This window comes from Yersinia aldovae 670-83, from assembly GCF_000834395.1.
Taxonomy (GTDB): domain Bacteria; phylum Pseudomonadota; class Gammaproteobacteria; order Enterobacterales; family Enterobacteriaceae; genus Yersinia; species Yersinia aldovae.
In genome coordinates, this window is the sequence record NZ_CP009781.1 from 2405073 (window position 1) to 2430014 (window position 24942).

Here is a 24942-nt window from a genome sequence, read left to right on the forward strand (position 1 = left end):
GCTGACCGCTCTGTTTCCTGTTCTGTTTATATCAAAGTCATTGGAGTTACAGGTAGGCAGCAAGCTAACGCCCCTGTAGCTTCAAGGACGAGGATACTATATCAAAGTCATTGGTGTTACAGGTAGGCAGCAAACGAGCACATCCCGATGAGCATACACAAGTATGTGATTCGGGTGAGTGAGCGCAGCTAACGCCCCTGTAGCTTCAAGGACGAGGATATATCAAATCTATACAGTCAGTACAGACACAGTCAACGCCCCAATTTAACAATTCCTGCGCCCGCGCGGGTTGGTTGACGGTATAAACCAAAATACGCAGCCCGGCGGCTTTGAGTAACGCCACCCGCTCGGCTGTCAGCTGTTTGTGGTTGATATGCAAAGAAACGCAATCCAATTCGCGCGTCATCGCCTGCCAGTTATCATCCCATTTATCCAGCAATAAACCGCGTGGCAACTCAGGTGCTGCCTGCTGCGCCGCCACTAATGCCTCATACGAAAAAGAGGATAATAACGGTGGAATCACCTGACCTTGCCACAACAGACGGGCGGCTAAAGCAATGGCCCGACCGGTGGGAGTTTCAGTCCCGGTGGTCGGTTTAATTTCAATATTTGCCGCCATGCCATGCTGGATACAGCGGGCCGCCACCTCAGAGAGCAATGGCAGGCGCTCACCACGAAATGCGGTGCTATACCAATCACCGGCATCCAACTGGATCAGCTTCTCCCAGGGTAAATCTCCGGCCACACCCCAGCCGTTGCTGGTGCGCTCCAGTGTGTCGTCATGCAGCAGAAATATCTGGCCGTCTTGCGATAACTTGGCATCAAACTCAATCATTTTGTGGCCGTGACGCGCGCCCACATCAATCGCCGCCAAGGTATTTTCTGGCGCTAACGAACCGCCACCGCGATGAGCAACAATCGTTGGGTAAGGCCAGTTTTTACTCATGATTCCATCCGTAGTCCGCTTTCTGAATCAAAAAAGTGCAGCGCCGCAGGCGGCAGATATAAATATAACGTACTGCCCGCTGCGGGCATCTCTTCATGGGATAAACGAGCAATCACACTCTGCCCACCCCACAGCCCATGCGCCAAATTATCCGCCCCCAATAATTCGAGCGTTAATAAAGCCATCGGCACCCCCTGCGCTGGCGTTTTTTGCTGAGATACCGTTTGCTGAATATGCTCCGGACGGATACCCACGGTCAAGCGCCGATCTGCCCATTGTGGCCGTGGCACCTCCAGCGGCAAAGTCATACCATCGGCTAAAATAAAGGCGTGCCCGTCCGAACTGACCGTTCCGGCTAGCAGGTTCATCGCCGGTGAGCCAATAAAACTGGCAACAAATAGGGTCGCAGGGCGTTGATATACTTCACTTGGCGTACCAATTTGCTCCGCCACACCTTTGTTCATCACAATCACCCGCTGGGCCAGCGTCATGGCTTCAACCTGATCATGAGTGACATACAAACTGGTGGTTTTTAAGCGCCGGTGTAATAGTTGCAGCTCAAGGCGCATCTGTACCCGCAGCTTGGCATCCAGATTGGACAGCGGCTCGTCGAATAGAAACACCGCCGGTTCGCGCACAATCGCGCGCCCCATTGCGACTCGCTGGCGCTGGCCACCGGATAACTCGCGCGGTTTGCGTTTGAGCAGTGGCTCTAGTTCCAAAATTCGAGCGGCTTCATCCACGCGCTGGCGGATCTGCTCTTTACCAAAACCACGGATTTTCAAGCCATAAGCCATATTGTCAAACACGCTCATATGGGGATATAGCGCATAGTTCTGAAACACCATAGCGATGCCACGATCTTTAGGTTCCATATCCGTCACCCGCAGATTATCGATATAGATATCCCCGCTGGTGGTGCGTTCCAGCCCTGCCACCATCCGCAGCAGTGTCGATTTACCGCAACCGGACGGGCCGACCATCACGATGAATTCACCATCAGCGACATCTAAATCAATCTGCTTTATTACTGGCGTCACGCCGTCATAAGATTTGGTTACTGCCTGAAGCTTTAAACATGCCATATCAGATTACTTCTCACTGTCTACCAGGCCGCGTACAAACCAACGCTGCATCAGAAGGACCACCGCGACCGGTGGAATTAAAGTCAAAATCATTGCTGCCATCACCTGATTCCACTGAGTTGGAGCGCCTGAACTGGAAATCATGCTTCTGATCCCCGCGACCGCCGTCCCCATAGAAGCATCACTGGTAATCAGGATTGGCCAGAGATATTGGTTCCAACCATAGATAAAAGTGATAACAAACAGCGCTGCCAAATTGGTTTTTGATAGCGGCAAAACGATATCCCAGAAAAAGCGCATAGCGCCCGCCCCATCAATGCGCGCTGCTTCCAATAGCTCATCTGGCAAGGTCATAAAGAACTGGCGGAATAAGAAAGTGGCGGTAGCGGATGCCATCAGCGGCAGAGTCAGACCGGTGTAGCTATCTAGCATATTCAGGTTGGCAATCACCTGAATCGTCGGGAAAATTCGCACTTCCACCGGCAGCATCAGAGTGAGAAAAATTAGCCAGAAGAACAGGTTACGTAGCGGGAAGCGGAAATAGACGATGGCATAGGCAGACAGCATCGATACCGTGATTTTGCCGACGGTAATCGCCAATGCCATTACAAAGCTATTAAACAGCATCAAGCCAAAAGGTGCGCTGTTATTGCCCACACCAGCATGCCAAATATGGCTGATGTTCTGCCATAAATGCGGGCCAGGCATCAGCGTCATTGGCACCTGGAACACTTGGGTATCATCCAGAGACGCCGCCACAAAAGCCACGTACAGCGGGAACAGAATCAACAGCACGCCGATAATCAGCATGACGTGGCAAAAGATATCCAGCCCACGGCGATTCTCAATCATTGGTAACGCACCTTACGCTCAACAAAGCGGAACTGGATAACCGTCAGGCCAATCACCAGCAACATCAGGACAACCGACTGAGCCGCTGAACTGGATAAGTCCAACCCGGCAAAACCTTCGCGGTAAATTTTATAAATCAGAGTGGTGGTCGCCTGCATCGGGCCACCGCCGGTTGCGGCATCAATTACCGGGAAAGTATCGAAGAAGGCATAGACCAGATTCACCACCAGCAGAAAGAAGCTCACCGGTGAAATCAGCGGCAAGACCAAATTGAAGAAGCGGCGCACTGGCCCGGCTCCGTCAATGGCTGCGGCTTCAACTAATGAGCGCGGGATGGATTGCAGTGCAGCAAGGAAAAACAAAAAGTTATAACTGATTTGCTTCCACACCGACGCCAATACCACCAGAAACATCGCCTGCCCACTGTTTTGGGCGTGATTCCAGTTGTAGCCGAGTGAGGCCAGAAAATGAGTGATCAACCCCAGACCGGGATTGAACAAAAAAATCCACAACACGGCCGCCACGGCAGGGGCTACGGCATAAGGCAGAATCATTAAAGTTTGATAGATACGGCTGCCGCGCAGCACATAATCCACCATCGCCGCCAGAAATAGCGACACCACTAAGCCAATTCCCGCCACCAGCGAGCTAAAAATCAGTGTGGTGTAAAATGAAGCTAAATAATATTCATCGTGAAACAGCGCAATAAAGTTACTCAGCCCAACAAATTCGCTGGAAAGGCCGAATGGATCGAGCATTTGCACCGAATACCACAGCGCTTCACCGGCGGGCCACAGGAAGAAAACAGCGGTAATAGCCAGTTGCGGTAATACCAGCAGGTAAGGTAACCAACTACAGGAAAAACCGGGACGGGAAGATGACATAAAATTAACCGTTTATCGAACAAGATGCTAATGGCAACACAGAGTCATTGGACTGACGAATACGGCCAGTTTGGGTGCCAAAACATCTCACTCAAACTGGCAAGTAAAGTAGCCAAATAATATTACTTGTTGGTTTGCTCGAAACGACGCAGCAACACATCGCCTCGTGATACGGCGGTATCTAATGCTTGCTGTGGCGTTTTCTTACCCGTCCATACACCTTCCAGTTCTTCGTCTACCACCGTGCGAATCTGTGGCATATTCCCCAGACGCAAGCCCTTGGTGTCCGGCAATGGCGGCTTGTTCAGCATTTGGCGAGTGGCGACATCAGCACCTGGATTCTTGTCATAGAAGCCCTGTTGCTTGGTTAGCTCATAAGCAGCGGTGGTGATAGGCAAGTAGCCTGTTTTCTGGTGCCATTCAGCAGCAATTTCCGGCTGGGTCAGGAATTGTAGGAATTCAGCTACGCCCTTATAAGTATCTTTGTCTTTACCATCCATCACCCACAGGCTGGCTCCGCCAATAATGGCGTTTTGTGGCGCATTTTTGGCATCCGCATCGTAAGGCATCATGCCAACACCGTAATTAAATTTGGCGTAATGGCGAATATCCGCAAGTGATCCGGAAGAGGCGGTGGTAATAGCACAATCACCGTTATAGAACTTGGCAGTCGATTCATCTTTACGACCAAAATAGGTGAAATCACCTTTCTTGTTCATATCAGACAGCAATTGAATATGCTTAACCTGCAAAGGCTTATTGAATTCCAATACCGCATCGGTGCCATCAAAACCATTATTACGGCTGGCAATGGGCTGACCATGCCAGGCACTAAAGTTTTCAATTTGAATCCATCCCTGCCACCCGCTGGCGTAACCACAACTTGAGCCAGCAGCGCGCAATTTTGCTGTATCTGCAGCCAGTTCCTGCCACGTTTTTGGTGGTTGATCCGGGTTCAAACCTGCTTTTTTGAAAGCATCTTTGTTGTAATACAACACCGGCGTGGAGCTGTTAAATGGCTGAGATAATAAGTGACCGGTTTTGGCATCAGTGTAATAACCCGCAACCGTCGGGACGAAAATCGATTCATCAAAATTAATATTGGCGTCTTTAAATACCTGGAAAACCGGCTTAATCGCCTTGCTCGCCATCATTGTGGCGGTGCCAACTTCATAAACCTGCAAAATAGCTGGCGCTTTCCCTGAACGGAAAGCAGCAATACCTGCCGCCAGACTTTGTTCGTAGTTACCTTTATAGACCGGCACAATTTTATAATCGCTATGCGACTGGTTAAAGCGATCAGCTAACGAGTTAACTTCTACACCTAACTCCCCTTCCATCGAGTGCCAGAAAGGAATTTCAGTTACCGCCATCGCATTGGCACTGAATGCCAAGGTCAGCGCAACACAAATCGACGTTTTACCAATAGCATTGTTAAACATATCTGGCCTCTGAATAAATCTGTATGGCTCATCTCAATGAATTTCTGTGGATGAGCGAAATAAATCAGTTTTTGTTCGGAAGCAAACATGACAGTTTTTCATTACAGAAATATAACCCCGACATGACAGAAACATGACAAAGGTATGAATGAACGATGAAAATAAAGAGTCGATCATGATGCATAAAGTGATTAAATAACACCAACAACTAATTTAATTACATTATTCACCTTAAAAATAGAAACAACGACAACTAAAATTTAAACATAAAAAATAAACAGACCTAAACCTATAACTTAATACCATGAATTGATATTATTAATAATATATATAAATATAAGAAATCAAGTATAATAAAATAGGACAAACTCTTGCTTGAAACAATGACAATTAAAATGTTAGTGTTCCTCCCAGCTTATGAGGAGGTATATTAACGTGACAATTTAACACCCTCGTTATCATTTTCAATATATGCTCATAAGCAGAGAAAGCCACTAACTCCCCTCCATTCGGATAGGGTTTATATATAACGGACTATTGGGTATTTATCATGAAAAAGACACTACTTTCTATCGTTACTATGGCTATATTAGCTAGCAGCAGTGTTTATGCTGCATCTGTAAACAAAGATATTGATGTTGAAGTTGAAGTCTTATCCTCAGTAAAAATGACCAGTCCTACTGGTGTGGAAATTAAGCAATTGAAGTTGGATTATGATACAGCATTGGGTGATGGTAATTACAATATTTCTCAGCCAATAGAAATATCCTCAATTAATGGATACAATAAAGTTAAACTTAGACTTGCAGAGGAGTTTAAGTTAGAAGAAAGCAATGGCACGGGTAAAGAGTTTACAAAAGTTGGAGTTATGGTGGGCGGTTTAACTATAGATCATACCACTGACCAAACGATTAACTTAGCCAATGGAAAAACAAACCAAATACTAACAGTGGCTGGTAAAGCAAGCGTTGATGCCTTAGATGGTGAAGTATACGCTGGTACGGTTAGACTTGTTATGGAACCATCAGCCTGATAAGAACATTATAATTTCCTTATAGTTAATACATACAGTCAGGGGTTTCCCTTGGCTGTATGCCAATTCCAGTAAAAAATAAAGCCCAATAGTGTTAATCAAACCATCAATATAAAATATATTTATAAGAGCGCGCATATTGCCATTATTAATAATGGAATGGAATCCCATGACAAATAACGTAATAACTAACAAAGTCACTTTATTTATTTGCTTATTTTCCATGCTTAACTCGGCTGGGGCCGAGGATATTACTATTGAACATTTAGTCCCAGCCGGTTTCTCCGCAGCAGAAGAAAGTAATGCACGGCAATTATTGGGTATATTAGACGGAAAAACCTTACCCAGTCCGCTGTTCTTCTCTGAAGAACAACAGCAGTTAAGTTTCGATAAATCACTCTATCGTAATAATCAGGTTGATGAGATATCCATTGCTTTATTAGAAGAAATCTTACCTCAAATACCTTATTTACAGTGCAAAAACGGCTGTGACTACAACTTAGCAAACCATCGCGTCACCATAGACAACGTAAATCATGTTGTAACGATAACCAATAACAACAATCGGTATTTAATACCGGTTACCACTTGGGGATTGGTACACAACCAATCCTTTGACCTGCGATTGACCGCCAAAAATTATCGTGCCGTTTCAGCGCGTGGGCAAGGATACCTTGGCCTCCCATTTCAATCTTTTGCCTTTGCCCATTGGTTTTATAACACTACTCGCACAAAAAATAATTACTCATTTGCAAATCAATCACGATACCAGCAACAAACCCAGATGGGCATCGGTAGCTGGTACCTGCAAAAGAATTTTCAGGCTCACTATTTACGGGCTGGCCGACAAAACAATCTCGATAACAGCGCGGGTAGTATTCATACCCTAATCAATCCAGCTTTAGACCAATTCGTAACTCTGGGTAGCCAAAGCTATTTGGCTATTGATAAACCCTCCGCCGGTAGCCTGGTGCTATATGCCACAAGCGATGGCGATTTCGAAATCTATCGTGATAATCAGCTTATCCGCCGTATCCCTGCACAACTGGGGCGTAACGAAATTGATTATAGCCAACTTCCAGGAGGCTATTACAACGTTGAGATTCGTTTAGTGGATCGAACCGGCAGAGTGGTCAATCAGGAGAGTCAGACCATCAGTAATATTGGCACTCAGACTAATAACGGCTGGTTCTTGACCGTGGGCAGAGGCGCAGCACCTGATAATAATCACCCTCACTTGGTGCAGTTTGGCCGCAGCATAAATATGAAAAGCCTACAAACCAATATCACGCTACTTAAAGATACAGCCAACCATTGGGCAGCCGAAGGCAATGCCTCACATCCATTAGGAACTTCCAGTCTGAATATCACCCCAACACTGGGGCTGATGTCTGGCGAAAAAAGCAGTGGTGGGTATATGCGCTTAACCGGTGGAAATGCGGGTTTAGGGTATGCATCGGTCGCCCGTTATCAAACACCAGATGTCTCGATATACGCACCTAATGCGGGTAGCACGTCCGCCTCTTATAGCCGTCGTTTTGGTCCAACCCAACTCAGTTATCAATTCAATCAATATAAAAATGGTCGGCAACATCGAATTCAAGGCCGCTGGGACTGGCAGCAGCCGCAATATGGCCTTGCTTTATCCCTCGGCGTACAAAAAGGTGGGCAATGGAACAGCCAAAGTAATTACGGCGTATTCCTGAATACCACGCTGTCATTCCTCAAAAAAAGTGCCAGCATCAACAGTGCCTATGTTAGCCAGCAGTGGACCACCGGTGCCAGTTATCAAAAAGAGTTTAGTGATAACTATGGCACCAGTTCCATTGGAATTGATGCCAGCACCAGTGGAAAAACAAACAGTTTCGGCAGTTTTGCTCATCGCAGCGGTAGCCGTGGTGATGTGTCGGCACGGGCAGGGGTCGATAACAAAATAGCCAATGGCGGTATCAGCTATAACGGCATGTTGGCCATTAGCCCACAAGGCATAGCATTAGGCCGCAGCAGCTACAGCGGAGTTGCATTGCTGATAGAAACACCGGATCTGGCAGACACCCCTTACAGTTTCCATGCCGAGGGCCATCCAATAGGTGGCAGTGGTGTGTATGCCATACCGATTCCACGTTATCAGGATCGTTTCTTCGTCCGTACACACAGTGGCCGCAGTGATCTAGATATGAATATTCAGCTGCCGGTCAATATCGTGCGCGCTCATCCCGGCCAAGTCTTTTCCAGCCAGGCAAACATCACTTTAGATCTACTTTACAACGGTTTCCTTAAAGACTCGCAGGGGCAACCTGTTAGCGGGGTTATTGAAGAAACCGGTGACACAGTTCATCCCAATGGGCTGTTTTCCATACATTCTGGCGTCATGCTAAAGAGTATTACCGTTCAAGCACACTTAGCACGTTACCGCTGCGATATGCGCCAGCAACACGGTCACATTTACCTTTGTTATTTGGATTAATACCGACAGGATTGGTTATGAAATATGCTTATTTATTTTCCACTTTAGTATTGTTCTTAGCTCCTATAACCACAGCTTATGGGCAACTAATGGCGATCCCTACCCGCACTACAGTTGAAGCACTAGATAAACATCGGACAATTCAGGTCTATAACAGCGGTGATAAACCGCTTTATCTGGATATCACATTGCAGCGTGTCGATAACCCTGGGGTGAATTCCGAACAAAAGACACTGATCAGTGACATCACTCAGCCTGAAATGATTTTTAATCCTAACCGTATTACTTTAGGGCCGAAACAAAAGCGTGACATTAGGTTATTACCCTTGAAAGCGCCAGCTCAGGAAACACTTTATCGTTTGTATATCAATCCAGTAGTCGACATCAAGGCAGTCAAAAATAAAGAGAATGATAAGAAAATTCATGCGCCAGTGACCATCAGCATTGGTTACGGAGTACTCATTCATCATGTTCCATCTCTGGCTGTGCAAACTCGTCACTGGCAGCATCAATGCTCACCTAATGGCACTATTACACTCAATTCCACCGGTACCGTGCACAGTAAATTCGATCAGCTAAAGTCCGGTGATAATCCAACACTGACAGACAGCCTGAATCTATACCCTGGCACACCTGTCACGCTGTCAGCTAAACAACTTAGCGGTAGGGCGGATAATGAAACGTTTACTGTTCATTGTGGCTAGCGTCCTGTCACTCAGTACCTTTGGTGCCATAGATATTCAGCCACATGTGCTGGAAATACAGCAGGACAGTGCAGTGGTAACTGTGACCAACCACGGTTCAGATCCTGAGTACATCTCTGTACAGCTCTATCGGCTCAATAATCCCGGTGAACCGCCTGAGCGGGAGTCACTAACGTCAGTGGGCGAACAATCACAACCCGCGCTGTTTGCCGCCCCAGCAAAACTGACATTAGGCCCGAAACAGAGCGGAAAGATATTCCTTAAAACACTCCGCACACCAGATAAAGAACAGGTATATCGATTAGCCGTCATACCGGTGAATAGCCGCAGTATCAGCGGGAATGGCGTCGTCCTTGGCGTGCAACTCAGTTATATGGGGTTAGTCAGGCACTTGCCAGCCTTACAACAGTACCAATGGATACACCGCTGTATTGCAGGAAAGGTAGAGTTACACAATACCGGTAATACCCGCCTACAGTGGTATCAACTAAAAACTCAGGGGCAGGTTATTGAAGACTTTAATCTTTATCCCGATCAGCAGCGTCAACTGGGCGTGAGCCATATTCAGGGCATGGTCGAGGATAAAGTGTTCAACTTGCGTTGCCCTATCGGTTAAGAATAAGGAAGGTTATGAACACAATAAAAATTGCACTGATATTACTCTTACTCCCTTTGCAGGTCAGAGCAGATCCTATTCCTCTAGGGGATATCGATGTTACGCTAGACGTTACTGCACAGCCCAGAATAGAGGTTGAAAAACCGCAAGGTGGCTGGTACGGCAGTATTAAACTCAAAAACACCCCGGAAAATCATTCTATTTATCAGGCCGAAGTCCCGATAACCGTAAAGCTACGCCGACAAGAAAGTTACCGTATCTCCGTGAAAAAACCGCTAATACTCGCCCGTCACTCAGGTGTTATGTATACCTCAGCTCAGGAGTTCTCTCCTGCTGAAATAAGCTGGGGAACGGATCGTACCAATATGCGCCAGCTATCGGCAGAACCGGAAACATTCAGCGTAGCTAAAGATACATCAAGCCAGATCAGTACAGACTATTTACTGCGGATTTCTGCGCAGGCCCCCAGCGGGTTGGATATAACCGGTAAATATCATGGCCAGCTAACATTATTGTTTGAAACAAATAGCTGAGACGACTAACTGACAGTCATGGAGAGACAATCAAGTGAATGTTAAAACAAAAATATATTTTATGGGGTTATTGTTATTAATAATACAACCAATAGCTATGGCCAATACTTATTTTTATCCCTATATCAAGAGTTACTCTAATTGTTCCATAACAATATTAGATGATGAAGATAATAGTGTAGAGGTTTCTTTTCGCGCCCATCTGGTTGATGACCTATTTGCTGATAAAAACTCACATATTGAACAGTGGGAACAGCTAATTAACGCATCCAATGGTGAGTCAATTACATTAAGTCCGGAACACGCCTTACTCTCACTTTATTTTTATAAAGCCGATGGCTCACCCGAAATTAACATTACACTTAATGCTATTAGTGGCCTTTCTCTCAATGGCGTTAGTCATAATAATAGTGGTAATAATATTCAAAAAATCACTTTCAATAGCGGTGCCAACGCATTAAATAATACATACTATGACGTGTCATTCAAAGTTTCCTCTCATGCTCTTCCACCTATCAGAATAGGTGCAACTGTGGGCGGTGTGCTCAATAGGGATCAACAACAGCACTCTTTGCTTTCATTAAAAGGTGTTTCTTTTGGCTCGACAGGTAAACAATGTGAAAATTTTGAGCCTCAGACAGCAGTTGCTCCGGAGGCAATCAAAGTTGATCCTAAATTCCGTTTATCCTCGGCTATATGGAAATTAAAACCAGTCGATTTAGACCTATTACTCGATAACACAGAAAATGGTAGTGGTTTAAACGTTCCATTAGATAATTCAGAAGCCAACCGTTTTTGTATTCATTATCAGCCTATGGGCGTAAAAAGGGTGATACATCGTATTCAAGCCAATAATCTGAACGGATTATCCAAAGATAGAAATCACTTCCAATTAAAAGACAAAGAAAAAGTAATTAATTACCAAGTCATATTGATAACTGAATATAGTTCCTCTGACTTTTTCTTACCAGAGGATTATTACCTTACTTACTTAGACAAAGATGTAAAAAAAATGTGTTGGACACCTAAAATACAACTTTTCAGTACCGAGACGACCGATAAAGGCAGCTATAGCGACACGCTGAACTTTACTATCATGCCTCTAGCATAAAATAATAAATAATAAGGCCCAAATATGGGCCTTAAATTACAATCTGATTAAGAGACCGACAGCTAGCAGCCCAAATAAGCGGAACGCACCGCTTCATTCGCCAGCAAAGCAGCTCCCGTATCCTCCAAAACGATACGCCCATTCTCCAGTACATAACCGCGATCTGCCAGCTTTAACGCTTGATTTGCGTTTTGCTCAACCAGGAAGATCGTCATCCCTTCTTCTCTTAATTGTTGAATAGTATCAAATATTTGTAGAATAATAATCGGAGCCAGCCCCAGAGAAGGCTCATCCAATAGTAACAATTTTGGCTGGCTCATCAGTGCGCGGCCTATCGCCAACATCTGTTGTTCGCCACCTGACATGGTTCCAGCCCGCTGGGTTCTACGTTCAAATAAACGTGGAAACAAGTCGTACACCCGCTCGATACGCTGTTGATATTGCTGGCGATCAGCAAAAAATCCCCCCATCGCCAGATTCTCTTCAACCGTCATGCGGGAAAACACCCTGCGCCCTTCTGGCACGATCGCTATCGCTTCACGCATGATGCGCGCAGTCTGCCAGCCAGTAATATCTTGATCACCGAAAACAATACTGCCCTCAGTCGCTCTCGGTTCACCGCACAATGTCCCGAGCAGCGTAGTTTTACCCGCACCGTTAGCGCCAATCAGTGTAACGATTTCGCCTTGCTGAATGTGCAGGCTAACCTGATGTAATGCCTGAATTTTGCCGTAATGGGCTGAAACCTTATTAAATGACAACATGTTATATTTGTGCCTCGCCCACTTTTCATTTACCCCAAATAACATTATTCGCCCAGATAAGCCCGGATCACATCCGGATTATTACGGATTTCCGCTGGTGTACCTTGTGCTAACGGCGTTCCCTGATTCACCACATAAATACGGTCAGAAATCCCCATCACCAGTTTCATATCATGTTCAATCAGCAATACTGAAACCTGATGTTGGTCACGCAGCTCCATGATTAACTGATTCAGCTCTTCTGTTTCTTTTGGGTTCAAGCCTGCGGCGGGTTCATCCAACATTAATAGTTCAGGGCGCGTAACCATACAACGCGCAATTTCCAGCCGTCGTTGCTGACCATATGCCAAATTTCCTGCCTGGCGGTTCGCCAACTCGAGTAAACCTACACGCTCCAGCCAGGTTGCCGCACGTTCCAATGCATCTGCCTCTGCACGCCGAAACCCCGGCGTTTTCAGCAAACCAGCGAATACGCCACTCTTAAGGTGCTGATGTTGAGCCACCAGCAAATTCTCGACTACCGTCATTTCACGGAACAAACGCACATGTTGAAAAGTACGAATCACCCCCATGCGGGCAATCATCTGGCCGGGTAACCCTTCCAGATGGCGATCACGTAACTTAATGGTGCCGCCGGTCGGACGATAAAAACCGGTCAAACAGTTAAAAATAGTGGTTTTACCCGCACCATTTGGGCCAATCAAGGAGACTATCTCCCCCTGATTCAAGGTCAGACCAACATTATTGACTGCCAGTAATCCGCCAAAACGCATCGACAGCCCTTCAACAGCTAACAAAGGTTGTGTGTTCATGTCTGATCCCCTTTTTTAGCTTTTATATCAGCAACTTTCAGCTTCAGTTGTGGGCGTTTCATTGGCAGCAAACCTTGTGGACGCCAGATCATCATCAATACCATCAATGCACCTAACAGCAACATACTGTAAGCATTGAGATCACGCATTAATTCGCGCGAAACCACCAGTAGCACGGCGGCCAGAATCACTGCAAATTGTGATCCCATGCCGCCTAATACGACAATCGCCAACACAAAAGCCGATTCGACAAAAGTGAAAGATTCCGGGCTAACAAAACCTTGCCGGGCAGCGAACAATGTCCCCGCAAAACCAGCAAAAGCGGCGCTGATAGTAAATGCAGTCAGCTTAATTTTAGTTGGGCTAAGGCCCAGTGAACGGCAAGCAATTTCATCTTCACGCAACGCTTCCCATGCCCGACCCAGCGGCATACGCAGCAATCGATTGATCACAAATAACGTTAGGATCACCAATAATAGCGCCACCAAATACAGGAAAATGATACGGTCACTTGGATCATAAGTCAGGCCAAAGAAATTGTGGAAAGTATCCCAACCACCGTCTTTCGCTGTGCGGCTAAACTCCAAACCAAACAAAGTAGGTTTAGGAATTTGGCTAATCCCATTTGGCCCACCGGTGATTTCGGTGTTATTGAGCAACAAAATACGCACTATTTCACCGAAGCCCAACGTCACGATCGCCAGATAATCACCGCGCAAACGTAATACCGGGAAACCCAGCAAGAAACCGGACAACGCGGCGACTATCCCCGCCAGTGGTAAACTCTCCCAGAAACCTAAACCGTAATAGTGATTCAGCAGAGCATAGGTATAAGCACCAATGGCATAAAAACCACCGTAACCCAGAACCAGCAAGCCTGATAACCCAACAACGACGTTCAACCCCAGACCCAACATGACATAGATCAGTGTCAGCGTCGCGATATCAACTGAACCTCGGGAAACCAAAAATGGCCAGGCGACTGCAGCGATAATAATGACAGCGGCTAAGAGTTTCTGGCGCACAGTCGTACCGTCAAAGCTGGGTAATACCCATGCCGGGCCGGAGACTTTTTTAATCCCTTGCTGGATGTACGGACGAACCAGTTGAAAGCAGAAAACCACCACACAGCCCGCCCCAATCCACAGCCAACGGACCTCAGCCGCACCCTGCACAATAAGTTTGGTGCCATCTAACTGCAACTGCAATCCCATCACAAATGAGGCGAGGACGAATAAAACTACGGTCGAAATAATGGCATTGACGAAGTTGAGTTGTTTCATACTTTCTCAACCTCTGGACGGCCCAAGATCCCGGTTGGCATCACCAACAGCACAACGATTAACAGAGCAAATGAAACAGCATCTTTGTATTCAGTGCTGAGGTAAGCAGAGGTCAAGGCTTCAGCGATACCCAGAATTAAGCCCCCAATCATCGCGCCCGGAATACTCCCAATGCCGCCTAATACTGCGGCAGTAAAGGCTTTCATGCCGGCCATAAAGCCAATATAAGGATTAATAACACCATAGAATTGGCCGAGCAGCACACCTGCCACAGCCGCCATCAGCGCGCCAATCACAAAGGTTAGCGAAATAACGCGATCGGTGTTAATACCCAGCAAACTGGCCATTTTCAAATCTTCGGCACAAGCACGGCAAGCGCGCCCCATACGGGAATAGCGGATAAACAGAGTCAGGGCTAACATGGCCAGGAAAGTAACAATCCAGATTGTCAGTTGCATGGTACTGATCGTCGCCGCAAAGCCATTGGTTTCAGCCAACGTCCACTGCCCGGTAACCAGACTCGGCAATGCTAAATCACGCGAACCTTGCGTCAGGCTGACATAATTTTGCAAGAAAATAGACATTCCGATCGCCGAAATCAGCGCGATCAAGCGCTTAGAGCTACGAACAGGCTTATAAGCCACCCGTTCAATACTCCAACCGTAAGCGCTCGCGATCACAATCGAGACTAAGAATGCGCAGCCGATCAGTAGCCAACTGGCATCAATCCCCACCATCATCAATGCGGCGATCACGATAAATGAGACGTAGCTGCCTATCATATACACTTCGCCGTGAGCGAAATTGATCATACCGATGATGCCGTACACCATTGTGTAACCAATGGCAATCAGCGCATAAGTGCTGCCCAACGTAACGCCGTTGAACATCTGTTGCAGGAAATACAGAAACTGCTCTGACATACTCTAACCTTTTGATTCGCTTGCCTGGCTGCCCTAGTCAACTGTATCTATTCTGCTGTGTGCAGAGAGGAAAAATCCCCCCGAAAGAGGGGATACGAGTTGGTAAAGGGGCCGGATTGCAATAAGAGCAACCCTACAACTTGATGATTCTAATATTATTGTTATTTGACTACGGAAGAAGAGCCGTCCGCGTGCCATTCAAAAATACCGAACTCAAACCCTTTCAGATCACCTTTCTCATCCCAGCTCAATGGTCCCATCACAGTTTCGACCGGTTTACCGGTTTTCAGATCCTTGACCAAATCAGCCGGCGCCTGGCTGCCACTTCGTTCCATTGCCGTCGTCAATGATTGCAGCGCAGCATAGGTGGTCCAGACAAATGGGCCAGTCGGGTCCAGTTTTTTCGCTTTCAGCGCATCAACGATAGGCTGGTTAGTCGGAACCTGGTCATAACGCTTAGGTAATGTCACCAGCATACCTTCAGAGGCTGCACCCGCGATGTTAGACAGTGAAGAGTTCCCCACACCTTCCGGCCCCATAAAGCGAGCTGTCAGGCCAGCTTGTCTCGCCTGACGCAGGATTTGGCCCATCTCTGGGTAGTAACCGCCGAAATAGACGAAATCGACATTTTCTTTCTTCAGGCGAGCAACCAGTGTGGAGAAATCTTTATCCCCGGCAGTCACCCCCTGAAATAACACGGGTTCAGTGCCTTGCTGTTTCAAGCTGTCACGAACAGAACGTGCCAAGCCTTCACCGTATTGCTGCTTATCGTGTACCACAGCGATACGTTTAGGCTTGATAGTATCAAGGATATATTTAGCTGCCGTTGGGCCTTGGTCGGAGTCCAGGCCTGTGGTGCGCATAATCATTTTATAACCACGGGTGGTCAGATCAGCGTTAGTCGCCGCAGGAGTGATCATAATCACGCCTTCATCTTCATAAATATCCGAAGCTGGCTGAGTTGAAGAGGAGCACAAATGGCCGATAACGTAACGGATACCGTCGTTAATGACTTTGTTAGCAACCGCTACCGCTTGTTTCGGGTCGCAAGCATCGTCGTATTCCACGCCGACCAGTTTATCGCCCTTAATTCCACCTTTGGCGTTGATATCAGCAATAGCCTGACGCGCACCGGTAAACTCCATGTCGCCATATTGAGCAACCGGGCCGGACATCGCACCCACAATGGCGATTTTTATGTCTTTCGCCAGCACAGAGTGGCTCATCGCCATTGCTATACACCCAGCCAGCAACACTTTACCTTTCGTTAATTTCATCCGCGAATTCCCCATCTGTCATTGTGAACGTGCTTGTTGTGTTTACCTGAACGTTTTATCACTAACGTAACGTTTTATTCATAAGTAAGAATGGTTTAGTCTCAAAAGAGGTAGCTTTTTCTAATAAGACTTTATTTTTCATACCATTAAACAGGAATTTTATGCTGTAAATCAACTAACACAAGCAGAAACAAGCGGTGTAAACAGCATAAAATTAGGATTAAATTGAATGGGTTTTACTCAAATGATAGTGGGTTGTGCTGGTTATGTGATCATTTACTCCGTGAAAACTCGGAAAATGCAATAGCGAAAAAACATTTTCCGCCGTAAACGTACAGAAAAACTTACACAACACTCTGACCTGTGATCTAGTACAATAAACCATAGCCCTTCTCCCTTATCTTTTTATGGTCTCTCTGCGATGAAACTGACTATTGAACGATTAACAATCCTTACCCATCAGGATCTTATAGATTTAGCTAAAATCTGGCCTGAACAACATTTTCCTGGACAACAACATCCTGGACAGCTTCGGGAAGCCACTTGGCAACGGTGGATTAACGAGGGTAAACCGCTCTTTGCAGCACGTTTCAATGATCGTCTGTTGGGTGCAGTCAAAGTGGTTGTTCATGGTCAGCGAGCGGAGCTAGTGGATTTATGTGTCAGAGAAGTGACGCGTCGCCGTGGAGTCGGATCATATCTGATGGAAGAAACGCTGCGTCAGCTACCAGAAGTGAAGCACTGGCATCTGGCTTATAAGCAAGTGAATGCGATAAATAGAGCAGAGATGGGAGCGTTTATGCATGTTTGTGGGTTTAGCGACGCCACTCAGGGCTGGCAACGCTAGCTACGGTGGTTAAAAGCAAAAGGGCGATATGGGAGTGTTAGAAATTCTGTGTCATTCCAGTAATATGCAATCAAAAAGGAATGACACATGTCCCAACCCTTCGATTTCGACAAAGCGCTTAAGGCACTCCAGTCCGGTCAGGCATTAACCGGGAAAGATGGTATCTTAACGCCATTAATCAAACAGTTAACCGAAGCTGCATTAGCTGCTGAACTCGATTCACATCTGGCTCAGGACGTTGAAGCCAACCGTAAAAACGGCTCAGGCAAAAAGACCGTTAAAACACCCACTGGCAGCTTTGAACTGGCCACGCCCCGCGATCGCAATGGTACTTTTGAACCTCAGTTGGTGAAGAAGCACCAGACCACACTTTCCGATGAGATCGAGCGCAAGATCATCCGTATGTTCGCACTTGGCATGAGCTACAAAGATATCAGCCAGGAAATTGAGGATTTATATGCTTTCAGCGTGTCCAGTGCCACCATCAGCGCGGTCACCGATAAAGTTATTCCTGAGCTGAAACAGTGGCAACAACGCCCGCTGGAAGCGGTATACCCCTTCGTCTGGTTGGATGCTATCCACTATAAAATCCGCGAAGACGGGCGTTATCAGAGCAAAGCGGTCTACACTGTTCTCGCCCTGAATCTGGAGGGCAAAAAAGAGATACTGGGCCTGTATCTGTCTGAAAGTGAAGGCGCTAATTTCTGGCTGTCGGTACTGACCGACCTACAAAATCGTGGTGTGAACGATATTCTGATTGCCTGTGTGGATGGTCTGACAGGGTTCCCGGAAGCGATAAACAGCATTTACCCCGATACAGAAGTTCAGTTGTGCGTCATCCACCAGATCCGTAACTCGATAAAATATGTCGCATCGAAGCATCACAAGGTGTTTATGGCTGATTTAAAGCCAGTTTATCGTGCGGTATCAAAAGAGGCAGCGGAAATCGCACTGGACGAACTGGAAGAAAAATGGGGCCAACAATATCCAGTGGTACTTCAGTCGTGGCGGAGAAAATGGGCCAATCTGTCGTGTTACTTCCGATATCCGGCAACGATCCGCAAGGTCATTTACACGACAAACGCCATTGAATCGGTGCATCGCCAGTTCAGAAAACTAACAAAAACGAAAGGCGCGTTCCCGAATGAAAACAGTCTGTTGAAATTACTGTATCTGGGATTAATGAATGCGCAGGAAAAATGGACAATGCCGATCCAGAGCTGGAATTTGACATTGTCCCAGTTGGCGATTTATTTTGAAGGCCGCCTCGATAAAGTGATGACGTTGTAATGATTTTTTAACGTGACACAGAATTATGAACGCTCTCGGCGATATCGCTATCGCCCTTTCTGTCATATTACGTTACAGCATCTGCATTGCTTATTGCTGCATCAGGCCTCAATTGCCATACGTAATTTTTTCATCGCGTTCTTTTCAAGCTGGCGTACGCGTTCAGCTGATACACCGTACTGATCGGCCAGTTCCTGCAATGTTGACTTATTGTCATCATCCAGCCAGCGAGCACGGATAATATGCTGGCTACGCTCATCCAACCCTTCCATCGCATAAGACAGTTTGTCTGCTGCGTGGCTATCCCAGTTATCTTCTTCAATGCCATCGGCAAAGTCAGAACTTTTATCCTGTAGATATAAAACCGGGGCCATAGAGTGACCATCGCGAGCTTCATCATCGGGAGAGGGATCAAACGTCATATCCTGAGCGGACATGCGTGACTCCATCTCGCGAACGTCTTTACTGGTTACACCCAGTTCTTTGGCAACCAGTTCAACTTCATCCTGATTGAACCAACCAAGCCGCTGCTTAGTTTTACGCAAGTTGAAGAATAGCTTACGCTGGGCTTTAGTGGTTGCGACTTTCACAATACGCCAGTTGCGCAGCACATATTCATGAATTTCTGCTTTGATCCAGTGTACAGCAAAGGACACCAGACGAACCCCAACTTCAGGGTTAAAACGGCGAACCGCTTTCATCAAGCCAATATTACCTTCCTGAATAAGGTCAGCCTGTGGCAAACCATATCCAGAATAGTTGCGGGCAACATGAGCGACAAAGCGCAGGTGAGACAGGATAAGCTGTTTAGCCGCTCCCAGATCGCCCTGGTAATGCAGCCGTTCAGCCAGCTCACGCTCTTCCTCTGCGGTCAGCATCGGATAGGCATTGGCAGCCCGAATATAGGCTTCCAAACTGCCCTGCGGTACTAAGGCTAAAGTTTGCATTTCTTTGGTCATTCAAAACCCTCTCAGCATGTTTAGTGCAAATCTCTCAGCGCGCATATTTTAGCATCTGTTTAAACAGATTCAAGCACTGGACACCTTATCATTTCACTGTATTTTTCGACCGGTTATTGCTGTGAAAGTTCCAACGGGAACGCACTTTTTGCCAACGGAGCATAGCAATTAACGCAGCATATATCAGAGGAAAAGCAGTTGGGATTCAGCAGTAGAATCAGTAGGAAATCACTATTTCCCTGCATGATATGCACACTTGCAGGGAAACAGTATAACAAACATTTTTTACTGCGGTGTAAATCGACGTAAATGTTGAACCGTTGCTAGCCAAGCGGCGATCCAGCCGATCATGGCAGAGATCAAGACCAACAGCAGGCACTCATCCCAGCTCAAACCATGTAGAGTAAAGTGCGTACCAAATACCGTTGCGACCTGCGTGACAACAGAACCAAGCTTCCACACCAACGCCTCGGAGAGTATCAGCGATAACACCGCACCACCAAATCCCAGCATCGCCCCGCCATTTAGGAATGGCCGCAGAATGAACCCATCTGTTGCACCAATTAATTTCATAACATTGATAGTATCGCGGCGGCTAAAGATGCTCAGACGTACACTGTTACCAATGACCAGGAAGACTGCGACCACCATCAGAACGCCAATCATTGCCGCGACCTGCCCTACCAGCCCGGTAAGCGCTGCCAGGCGAGCGAACCAGCTATCATCCATACGGACTTCGGCAACACCTTCAACCTTACTTACACGTTCACGCAGCGTATCGAGCGTGCCGGAACTTTGGAAATCCAACTTAGGCGTGATAATCGCGACCGCCGGCAGCGGATTCTCCTCCAACATATCCAGCGCACCACCAAAACCGGACCAGTTACGGAACTCTCCCATCGCTTCTTCGCGTGACAGATAATTCACCTTTTCAACGCCAGCTTCTGCTTTCAGGGTGATAACCACATTTTCAGCCGCACTGTCATCCAAAGCTTTATCCAGATAGACCGTCAATTGCGGCGTTGGATACCATTGATCTGCTGCCTGACTCACGTTCTTCCACACGATATAGCACACACTTGGCAGCGTCAGGGAGATGGCTATCACCATCACCGTTAACAGCGTGGCTAAGGGTTGACGCATGATATCCGCGATGGCATTGACCCACGAGTAACGCCACTGCTCACGCCAGCCGCCTTTCAGCGCCTTAGTTTTTGCTTTCTGTGCGTTATTCGCCATGATGCGCTCCTAACATCCGCCCCTGACTCAGGGTCAGAATCGGGTAGCGCCGCCGGGCAATCAACGACGTATCATGGGTCGCCATCAATACAGTGACGCCCACACGGTTAAACTCTTCAAACAGACGCAATATGCCTTCAGATAAAGCATCATCCAGATTACCGGTCGGTTCATCTGCCAGCAATACCACAGGTTTGTTTACCACTGCGCGGGCAATGCCTACTCGCTGCTGCTCACCACCCGATAGCTGGATAGGGAAATTTTTCGCCTTATCCAATAACCCAACTTTATCCAGTGCTGCCGATACCCTACGGCGAATATCTTCGGTACTGGCACCGGCGATAATCAGTGGCATCGCGACATTGTCGTATACCGTTCTGTCGAGCAGCAGATGATGATCCTGAAAGATCATCCCGATCTGGCGGCGTAGAAAAGGCACTTCGCGGTTTTTCAGACGGCTAATATCATGACCGCCAAACCAAATATGGCCAGCGCTGGGCCGCTCGATACCACAAATCAACTTCAGCAAAGTACTTTTACCCGCACCTGAATGGCCGGTCAAAAACGCCATTTCCGCTGGGCGCAGATGAAAGTCTACCCCTTGCAGTGCCTGTCGTCCGCCCAGATAAGCTTTACTGACCTGTTCAAAGCGAATCATCCGTTTTAATCCTCTCGGGCAAAAAGAGCCTCAATAAAATCGTCAGCCTTAAATGGCCGTAAATCTTCTATGCCTTCCCCTACACCGATATAACGGATTGGGATACCGAACTGATTGGCGATAGCAAAAATCACCCCACCTTTGGCGGTGCCATCAAGTTTAGTCAGGGTAATCCCGGTCAGGCCCACCGCTTCATTAAACAACTTCGCCTGACTCACCGCATTTTGTCCGGTACTGGCATCCAACGTCAGCATAACCTCATGGGGGGCATCGCCGTCCAGTTTTTTCATTACCCGGACAATCTTCTTCAGCTCTTCCATCAGATGGGCTTTATTCTGTAAACGCCCAGCAGTATCAGCCAACAACACATCGATCCCACGAGCTTTAGCTGCCTGAATCGCATCAAAAATAACGGAAGCTGAATCTGCACCCGTATGCTGTGCGACCACCGCAATCTTGTTGCGATCACCCCATACCTGCAACTGTTCAACCGCCGCCGCACGGAAAGTATCACCCGCAGCCAACATGACAGATTTACCTTCAGCCTGGAACTGGCGTGCCAACTTGCCGATAGTCGTCGTTTTACCTACACCATTGACGCCAACCATCAAAATGACAAAGGGATTTTTACCACTGACATCTAATGGTTTGTCTACTTTAGACAGAATTTCAGACATTTCCTCTTTGAGCTTACCATACAGTGCCTCGGCATCTTTTAGCTGCTTACGGCTGGCATGTTCGGTCAGAGAAGTAATGATTTTACGGGTAGTTTCGACACCAACGTCGGCGATCAGGAGCTGTTCTTCTAATTCTTCAAACAGATCGTCGTCGATTTTCTTACCGCTGAACAGCCCCATAAAACCAGAGCCAAGATTCTGCTTGGTTTTGATTAGACTGCGTTTTAAGCGCGCGAAGAAACCTTCTTTAGTTGGCCGCTCTTGTTCTTGAGCAACTACCGCTACGATTTCGTTTTCAAGCGCTTTTTCTGGTTCGAATTCGTCTTCAACTTCTTCAACAACAGATTCTTCGACAACCTCAACCGGTGCCTCCTCCGCGAAATCTTGCAGGGCAGGTGTATCGATAACGATATTATTTTCTGTTAACGGTAATTCTGGCGCACTGATAGAACCTTCATCCCATTCAGTAATATTATCGTCTGCGGTCTGATGCTGTGAAAAATGATGCTGTAAATATTGTGGATTTGAAGAGATATCAACAGGTTTTTCAATGGCCTGTACAGTAGGCGTGGCATCCACCTCTGGCAACGTTTCAGCCGCAGCTTCACTGACAGCGCTGCTATCCCATTCACCCAGTGTAACGGTACCAGACTCTTCTACCGGTTCTGGATCGACAAGCGTATGTTCTGATGTTGTTTCAGCCTGTTTTTCACTGATGCCGTACTCTACAGCTTGCTCAGTAACGCTTTCTTTTTCAGTCGCCAGCGGCTCTGTTGTTTGTTCTTCGCTCTGACGGCCAAGACCTAACCAGGAAAGAAACCCACGTTTTTTTTCTTTTGCCATTTGCGACTACACTCCTCGCGGTTTAATCATGGCTTTACCCTGATGACTTCGGGTCTGCATAAATAAGATAATAGTCCGCAAGTCTAACACTTTCCCCTGAACAGCAACACGCGCACGATGCTGCTTTCTAATGTGAATTCAGTCAACAAAGGTTTAACGTTTCCCCCACACCACAGTCGTAGGTAGAATAGCGACTCACTCTTTTATTCAGCGCTGCAATATTGGCCAACTTTCAAGCAAGCAATCTATGGCAAAGCGACCTATAGCAACACAGTCTACAACCAAGCGATCCACGGCAAAACAGAGTTCATCACAGTCAGCAGGACAAATCCGTATCATTGGCGGCAGATGGCGTGGGCGCAAACTGCCGGTGCCTGATAGCCCAGGGCTGCGTCCTACCACTGATCGGGTAAGAGAAACACTGTTCAACTGGCTCGCGCCAATGATTCAGGGTGTGCGGTGTCTCGATTGCTTTGCCGGTAGTGGTGCCTTGGGATTGGAAGCGCTATCCCGTTACGCCAATGAAGCCGTGTTGCTCGAAGCCGATCGCAATGTTGCTAAACAACTGAGCAGTAACCTGACATTACTGCAAGCCGAGAACGGGTTGGTGGTGAATACCAATTCTTTACAATGGCTTGCCGAACCGGGGCAACCTTTCGACCTGGTATTCCTCGACCCTCCTTTCCGTAAAGGTTTGTTGGCTGAAACCATCACGTTGCTGGAGCAACATAACTGGCTAACCGACGAAGCCTGGATTTACGTTGAGGCCGAGGCAGAAAGCGCCGCTACTGATGTCCCCGCCAGTTGGCAATTACATCGTGAGAAAATTGCCGGCCAAGTAGCCTATCGTCTTTATATTCGAAATAAACAGATTCGCCAACACGCTGTTTCAGCGGAAGAACAGGAGCAACACCATGTGGATTAATCTCGGCCGGTTACTGATGTTAGGAGTATGGTTTTTCTTACTGTTGAACCTATTCCAGCCGTTCCCTAAGCCATTGAGGTACTTTATTAATGTTGCCATGATATTTATGGTTCTAATGCATGGTTTGCAATTGGTACTACTCAAGTCGACACAACCCAAAGATCAGCCGATCAGTGGCTGGCAACAACTCAAAATCTTTGTTTTTGGTGTCTTTGAATTACTGGTCTGGCAGAAGAAACAGCCACCCCTGCTTAAAAAATAATATCCGCGCCATCATGACAGATTCTGCTATATATCGTTAACTATCATGGTAATGGGTATTTATTTAGCCACTGGATTTGGGGTAAAGGCGATATAGCGGTTGCCTTGTAACTGTAGTGTTCCCTGCGCCCCTAATTCAATCCGGTTATATTCCTGCTGCGGCAGTACCATTTTGATTCCACTGCCGTTTTTCGCTTCATTACCCCCCTTTATATCAATACCATTCTTGATATCCATACTGTTTACCGATGGGCGGAAATAAACCTCATAGCGCTTTTCTTCTGCCACGATCTCCTCGCGTTGACGCGAACGGCGATTCGGAGCCAGCACCTCTTTTTTATCCGACACGTCTACTTGTAGACTACGTACAGCCGCGCGGTCGTTTTCAGTTTCCTGCTGTTTTTTCTGCCAATATTGGCGACTCGCCAATACAACAATGACTATAACGACAGCAATAAACAACAATGGGGGTTTATTCATAATAATATTACGTGGTCGCGCTATCTTGCGG

At 47.0% G+C, this 24942-nt stretch carries 25 protein-coding genes; 10 read left to right on the forward strand and 15 right to left on the reverse strand.

The features are described from left to right. Positions 1 to 205 precede the first annotated feature (205 nt). The 5 genes from ugpQ to ugpB all read right to left on the reverse strand — a co-directional run bounded on the left by ugpQ (position 206) and on the right by ugpB (position 5209). Positions 206 to 946 carry a glycerophosphodiester phosphodiesterase gene (gene ugpQ / locus AT01_RS10950; protein ID WP_042547173.1) on the reverse strand — a complete coding sequence of 247 codons (741 nt, stop codon included), beginning with the start codon at positions 944 to 946 and terminating at the stop codon, positions 206 to 208. Then, positions 943 to 2031 (reverse strand): sn-glycerol-3-phosphate import ATP-binding protein UgpC, encoded by a 1089-nt coding sequence (locus AT01_RS10955; RefSeq protein ID WP_042547174.1) that lies wholly within the window; start codon positions 2029 to 2031, stop codon positions 943 to 945. The genes ugpQ and AT01_RS10955 overlap by 4 nt, the downstream gene beginning before the upstream one ends. 6 nt (positions 2032 to 2037) lie before the next feature. Next, positions 2038 to 2883, reverse strand: coding sequence for a sn-glycerol-3-phosphate ABC transporter permease UgpE (gene ugpE / locus AT01_RS10960; RefSeq protein WP_042547175.1), 846 nt, complete (start codon positions 2881 to 2883; stop codon positions 2038 to 2040). After that, on the reverse strand, positions 2880 to 3767 hold the full coding sequence (gene ugpA / locus AT01_RS10965; RefSeq protein ID WP_004703935.1) for a sn-glycerol-3-phosphate ABC transporter permease UgpA: 888 nt from the start codon (positions 3765 to 3767) through the stop codon (positions 2880 to 2882). Before ugpA ends, ugpE begins: the two co-directional genes overlap by 4 nt. A 122-nt stretch (positions 3768 to 3889) precedes the next feature. Next, the gene (ugpB, locus tag AT01_RS10970; RefSeq protein ID WP_042547176.1) at positions 3890 to 5209 is read right to left on the reverse strand and encodes a sn-glycerol-3-phosphate ABC transporter substrate-binding protein UgpB; all 1320 of its coding nucleotides are present in this window, start codon (positions 5207 to 5209) and stop codon (positions 3890 to 3892) included. A gap of 550 nt (positions 5210 to 5759) precedes the next feature. Here ugpB and AT01_RS10975 point away from each other — a divergent pair. The 6 genes from AT01_RS10975 to AT01_RS11005 all read left to right on the forward strand — a co-directional run bounded on the left by AT01_RS10975 (position 5760) and on the right by AT01_RS11005 (position 11673). After that, positions 5760 to 6242 carry a CS1 type fimbrial major subunit gene (locus tag AT01_RS10975; protein ID WP_042547177.1) on the forward strand — a complete coding sequence of 161 codons (483 nt, stop codon included), beginning with the start codon at positions 5760 to 5762 and terminating at the stop codon, positions 6240 to 6242. 154 nt (positions 6243 to 6396) lie between these two features. Further along, positions 6397 to 8709, forward strand: a complete 2313-nt coding sequence (locus AT01_RS10985) for a TcfC E-set like domain-containing protein (protein ID WP_082039592.1) — start codon at positions 6397 to 6399, stop codon at positions 8707 to 8709. Between the two features lie 17 nt (positions 8710 to 8726). Further along, positions 8727 to 9413 carry a fimbria/pilus periplasmic chaperone gene (locus tag AT01_RS10990; protein WP_042547180.1) on the forward strand — a complete coding sequence of 229 codons (687 nt, stop codon included), beginning with the start codon at positions 8727 to 8729 and terminating at the stop codon, positions 9411 to 9413. Further along, positions 9385 to 10029 (forward strand): fimbrial biogenesis chaperone, encoded by a 645-nt coding sequence (locus tag AT01_RS10995; protein ID WP_042547181.1) that lies wholly within the window; start codon positions 9385 to 9387, stop codon positions 10027 to 10029. Before AT01_RS10990 ends, AT01_RS10995 begins: the two co-directional genes overlap by 29 nt. Before the next feature lie 14 nt (positions 10030 to 10043). Continuing rightward, on the forward strand, positions 10044 to 10562 hold the full coding sequence (locus AT01_RS11000; protein ID WP_004703943.1) for a hypothetical protein: 519 nt from the start codon (positions 10044 to 10046) through the stop codon (positions 10560 to 10562). A gap of 34 nt (positions 10563 to 10596) precedes the next feature. Then, positions 10597 to 11673, forward strand: a complete 1077-nt coding sequence (locus tag AT01_RS11005; RefSeq protein ID WP_042547182.1) for a hypothetical protein — start codon at positions 10597 to 10599, stop codon at positions 11671 to 11673. A gap of 62 nt (positions 11674 to 11735) precedes the next feature. On the opposite strand, the gene livF is transcribed toward AT01_RS11005, so the two are convergent. The 5 genes from livF to AT01_RS11030 all read right to left on the reverse strand — a co-directional run bounded on the left by livF (position 11736) and on the right by AT01_RS11030 (position 16732). After that, positions 11736 to 12437, reverse strand: a complete 702-nt coding sequence (livF, locus tag AT01_RS11010; protein ID WP_042548594.1) for a high-affinity branched-chain amino acid ABC transporter ATP-binding protein LivF — start codon at positions 12435 to 12437, stop codon at positions 11736 to 11738. A 44-nt stretch (positions 12438 to 12481) separates the two neighbouring features. Further along, the gene (gene livG, locus AT01_RS11015) at positions 12482 to 13249 is read right to left on the reverse strand and encodes a high-affinity branched-chain amino acid ABC transporter ATP-binding protein LivG (RefSeq protein WP_042547183.1); all 768 of its coding nucleotides are present in this window, start codon (positions 13247 to 13249) and stop codon (positions 12482 to 12484) included. Beyond that, positions 13246 to 14532 (reverse strand): high-affinity branched-chain amino acid ABC transporter permease LivM, encoded by a 1287-nt coding sequence (locus AT01_RS11020; protein WP_042547184.1) that lies wholly within the window; start codon positions 14530 to 14532, stop codon positions 13246 to 13248. Before AT01_RS11020 ends, livG begins: the two co-directional genes overlap by 4 nt. Further along, positions 14529 to 15455, reverse strand: a complete 927-nt coding sequence (gene livH, locus AT01_RS11025; RefSeq protein WP_004703948.1) for a high-affinity branched-chain amino acid ABC transporter permease LivH — start codon at positions 15453 to 15455, stop codon at positions 14529 to 14531. The genes AT01_RS11020 and livH overlap by 4 nt, the downstream gene beginning before the upstream one ends. Positions 15456 to 15616: 161 nt before the next feature. Then, positions 15617 to 16732: a branched-chain amino acid ABC transporter substrate-binding protein gene (locus AT01_RS11030; protein ID WP_042547185.1), complete on the reverse strand. Its 1116-nt coding sequence runs from the start codon at positions 16730 to 16732 to the stop codon at positions 15617 to 15619. 421 nt (positions 16733 to 17153) lie between these two features. Between AT01_RS11030 and panM the strand changes: the two genes are divergently transcribed. Further along, complete coding sequence (gene panM, locus AT01_RS11035) at positions 17154 to 17579, forward strand: aspartate 1-decarboxylase autocleavage activator PanM (protein ID WP_042547186.1); 426 nt, start codon at positions 17154 to 17156, stop codon at positions 17577 to 17579. 87 nt (positions 17580 to 17666) lie between these two features. Next, positions 17667 to 18869, forward strand: coding sequence for an IS256 family transposase (locus AT01_RS11040; protein ID WP_042546085.1), 1203 nt, complete (start codon positions 17667 to 17669; stop codon positions 18867 to 18869). Between the two features lie 101 nt (positions 18870 to 18970). On the opposite strand, the gene rpoH is transcribed toward AT01_RS11040, so the two are convergent. The 4 genes from rpoH to ftsY all read right to left on the reverse strand — a co-directional run bounded on the left by rpoH (position 18971) and on the right by ftsY (position 23245). Then, positions 18971 to 19828, reverse strand: a complete 858-nt coding sequence (gene rpoH, locus AT01_RS11045; RefSeq protein ID WP_004703952.1) for an RNA polymerase sigma factor RpoH — start codon at positions 19826 to 19828, stop codon at positions 18971 to 18973. A 285-nt stretch (positions 19829 to 20113) separates the two neighbouring features. Next, positions 20114 to 21067, reverse strand: a complete 954-nt coding sequence (gene ftsX / locus AT01_RS11050) for a permease-like cell division protein FtsX (RefSeq protein ID WP_042547187.1) — start codon at positions 21065 to 21067, stop codon at positions 20114 to 20116. Then, positions 21057 to 21725, reverse strand: coding sequence for a cell division ATP-binding protein FtsE (gene ftsE / locus AT01_RS11055; RefSeq protein ID WP_042547188.1), 669 nt, complete (start codon positions 21723 to 21725; stop codon positions 21057 to 21059). Before ftsE ends, ftsX begins: the two co-directional genes overlap by 11 nt. A gap of 5 nt (positions 21726 to 21730) precedes the next feature. Next, positions 21731 to 23245, reverse strand: coding sequence for a signal recognition particle-docking protein FtsY (gene ftsY / locus AT01_RS11060; RefSeq protein ID WP_042547189.1), 1515 nt, complete (start codon positions 23243 to 23245; stop codon positions 21731 to 21733). 247 nt (positions 23246 to 23492) lie between these two features. Between ftsY and rsmD the strand changes: the two genes are divergently transcribed. Further along, positions 23493 to 24170 carry a 16S rRNA (guanine(966)-N(2))-methyltransferase gene (gene rsmD / locus AT01_RS11065; protein WP_042547190.1) on the forward strand — a complete coding sequence of 226 codons (678 nt, stop codon included), beginning with the start codon at positions 23493 to 23495 and terminating at the stop codon, positions 24168 to 24170. Continuing rightward, complete coding sequence (locus AT01_RS11070; RefSeq protein WP_042547191.1) at positions 24160 to 24432, forward strand: DUF1145 family protein; 273 nt, start codon at positions 24160 to 24162, stop codon at positions 24430 to 24432. The genes rsmD and AT01_RS11070 overlap by 11 nt, the downstream gene beginning before the upstream one ends. Positions 24433 to 24491: 59 nt before the next feature. Here the strand turns inward: AT01_RS11070 and AT01_RS11075 are convergent, their stop codons facing one another. Beyond that, on the reverse strand, positions 24492 to 24911 hold the full coding sequence (locus AT01_RS11075) for a DUF2500 family protein (RefSeq protein WP_042547192.1): 420 nt from the start codon (positions 24909 to 24911) through the stop codon (positions 24492 to 24494). Positions 24912 to 24942: the final 31 nt, after the last annotated feature.

Bases quoted from the DNA above. Each gene is read 5' to 3' on its own strand.
- ugpQ (WP_042547173.1), bottom strand. From the start codon at position 946: ATGAGTAAAAACTGGCCTTACCCAACGATTGTTGCTCATCGCGGTGGC.
- AT01_RS10955 (WP_042547174.1), bottom strand. From the start codon at position 2,031: ATGGCATGTTTAAAGCTTCAGGCAGTAACCAAATCTTATGACGGCGTG.
- ugpE (WP_042547175.1), bottom strand. From the start codon at position 2,883: ATGATTGAGAATCGCCGTGGGCTGGATATCTTTTGCCACGTCATGCTG.
- ugpA (WP_004703935.1), bottom strand. From the start codon at position 3,767: ATGTCATCTTCCCGTCCCGGTTTTTCCTGTAGTTGGTTACCTTACCTG.
- ugpB (WP_042547176.1), bottom strand. From the start codon at position 5,209: ATGTTTAACAATGCTATTGGTAAAACGTCGATTTGTGTTGCGCTGACC.
- AT01_RS10975 (WP_042547177.1), top strand. From the start codon at position 5,760: ATGAAAAAGACACTACTTTCTATCGTTACTATGGCTATATTAGCTAGC.
- AT01_RS10985 (WP_082039592.1), top strand. From the start codon at position 6,397: ATGGAATGGAATCCCATGACAAATAACGTAATAACTAACAAAGTCACT.
- AT01_RS10990 (WP_042547180.1), top strand. From the start codon at position 8,727: ATGAAATATGCTTATTTATTTTCCACTTTAGTATTGTTCTTAGCTCCT.
- AT01_RS10995 (WP_042547181.1), top strand. From the start codon at position 9,385: ATGAAACGTTTACTGTTCATTGTGGCTAGCGTCCTGTCACTCAGTACC.
- AT01_RS11000 (WP_004703943.1), top strand. From the start codon at position 10,044: ATGAACACAATAAAAATTGCACTGATATTACTCTTACTCCCTTTGCAG.
- livF (WP_042548594.1), bottom strand. From the start codon at position 12,437: ATGTTGTCATTTAATAAGGTTTCAGCCCATTACGGCAAAATTCAGGCA.
- livG (WP_042547183.1), bottom strand. From the start codon at position 13,249: ATGAACACACAACCTTTGTTAGCTGTTGAAGGGCTGTCGATGCGTTTT.
- AT01_RS11020 (WP_042547184.1), bottom strand. From the start codon at position 14,532: ATGAAACAACTCAACTTCGTCAATGCCATTATTTCGACCGTAGTTTTA.
- livH (WP_004703948.1), bottom strand. From the start codon at position 15,455: ATGTCAGAGCAGTTTCTGTATTTCCTGCAACAGATGTTCAACGGCGTT.
- AT01_RS11030 (WP_042547185.1), bottom strand. From the start codon at position 16,732: ATGAAATTAACGAAAGGTAAAGTGTTGCTGGCTGGGTGTATAGCAATG.
- panM (WP_042547186.1), top strand. From the start codon at position 17,154: ATGAAACTGACTATTGAACGATTAACAATCCTTACCCATCAGGATCTT.
- AT01_RS11040 (WP_042546085.1), top strand. From the start codon at position 17,667: ATGTCCCAACCCTTCGATTTCGACAAAGCGCTTAAGGCACTCCAGTCC.
- rpoH (WP_004703952.1), bottom strand. From the start codon at position 19,828: ATGACCAAAGAAATGCAAACTTTAGCCTTAGTACCGCAGGGCAGTTTG.
- ftsX (WP_042547187.1), bottom strand. From the start codon at position 21,067: ATGGCGAATAACGCACAGAAAGCAAAAACTAAGGCGCTGAAAGGCGGC.
- ftsE (WP_042547188.1), bottom strand. From the start codon at position 21,725: ATGATTCGCTTTGAACAGGTCAGTAAAGCTTATCTGGGCGGACGACAG.
- ftsY (WP_042547189.1), bottom strand. From the start codon at position 23,245: ATGGCAAAAGAAAAAAAACGTGGGTTTCTTTCCTGGTTAGGTCTTGGC.
- rsmD (WP_042547190.1), top strand. From the start codon at position 23,493: ATGGCAAAGCGACCTATAGCAACACAGTCTACAACCAAGCGATCCACG.
- AT01_RS11070 (WP_042547191.1), top strand. From the start codon at position 24,160: ATGTGGATTAATCTCGGCCGGTTACTGATGTTAGGAGTATGGTTTTTC.
- AT01_RS11075 (WP_042547192.1), bottom strand. From the start codon at position 24,911: ATGAATAAACCCCCATTGTTGTTTATTGCTGTCGTTATAGTCATTGTT.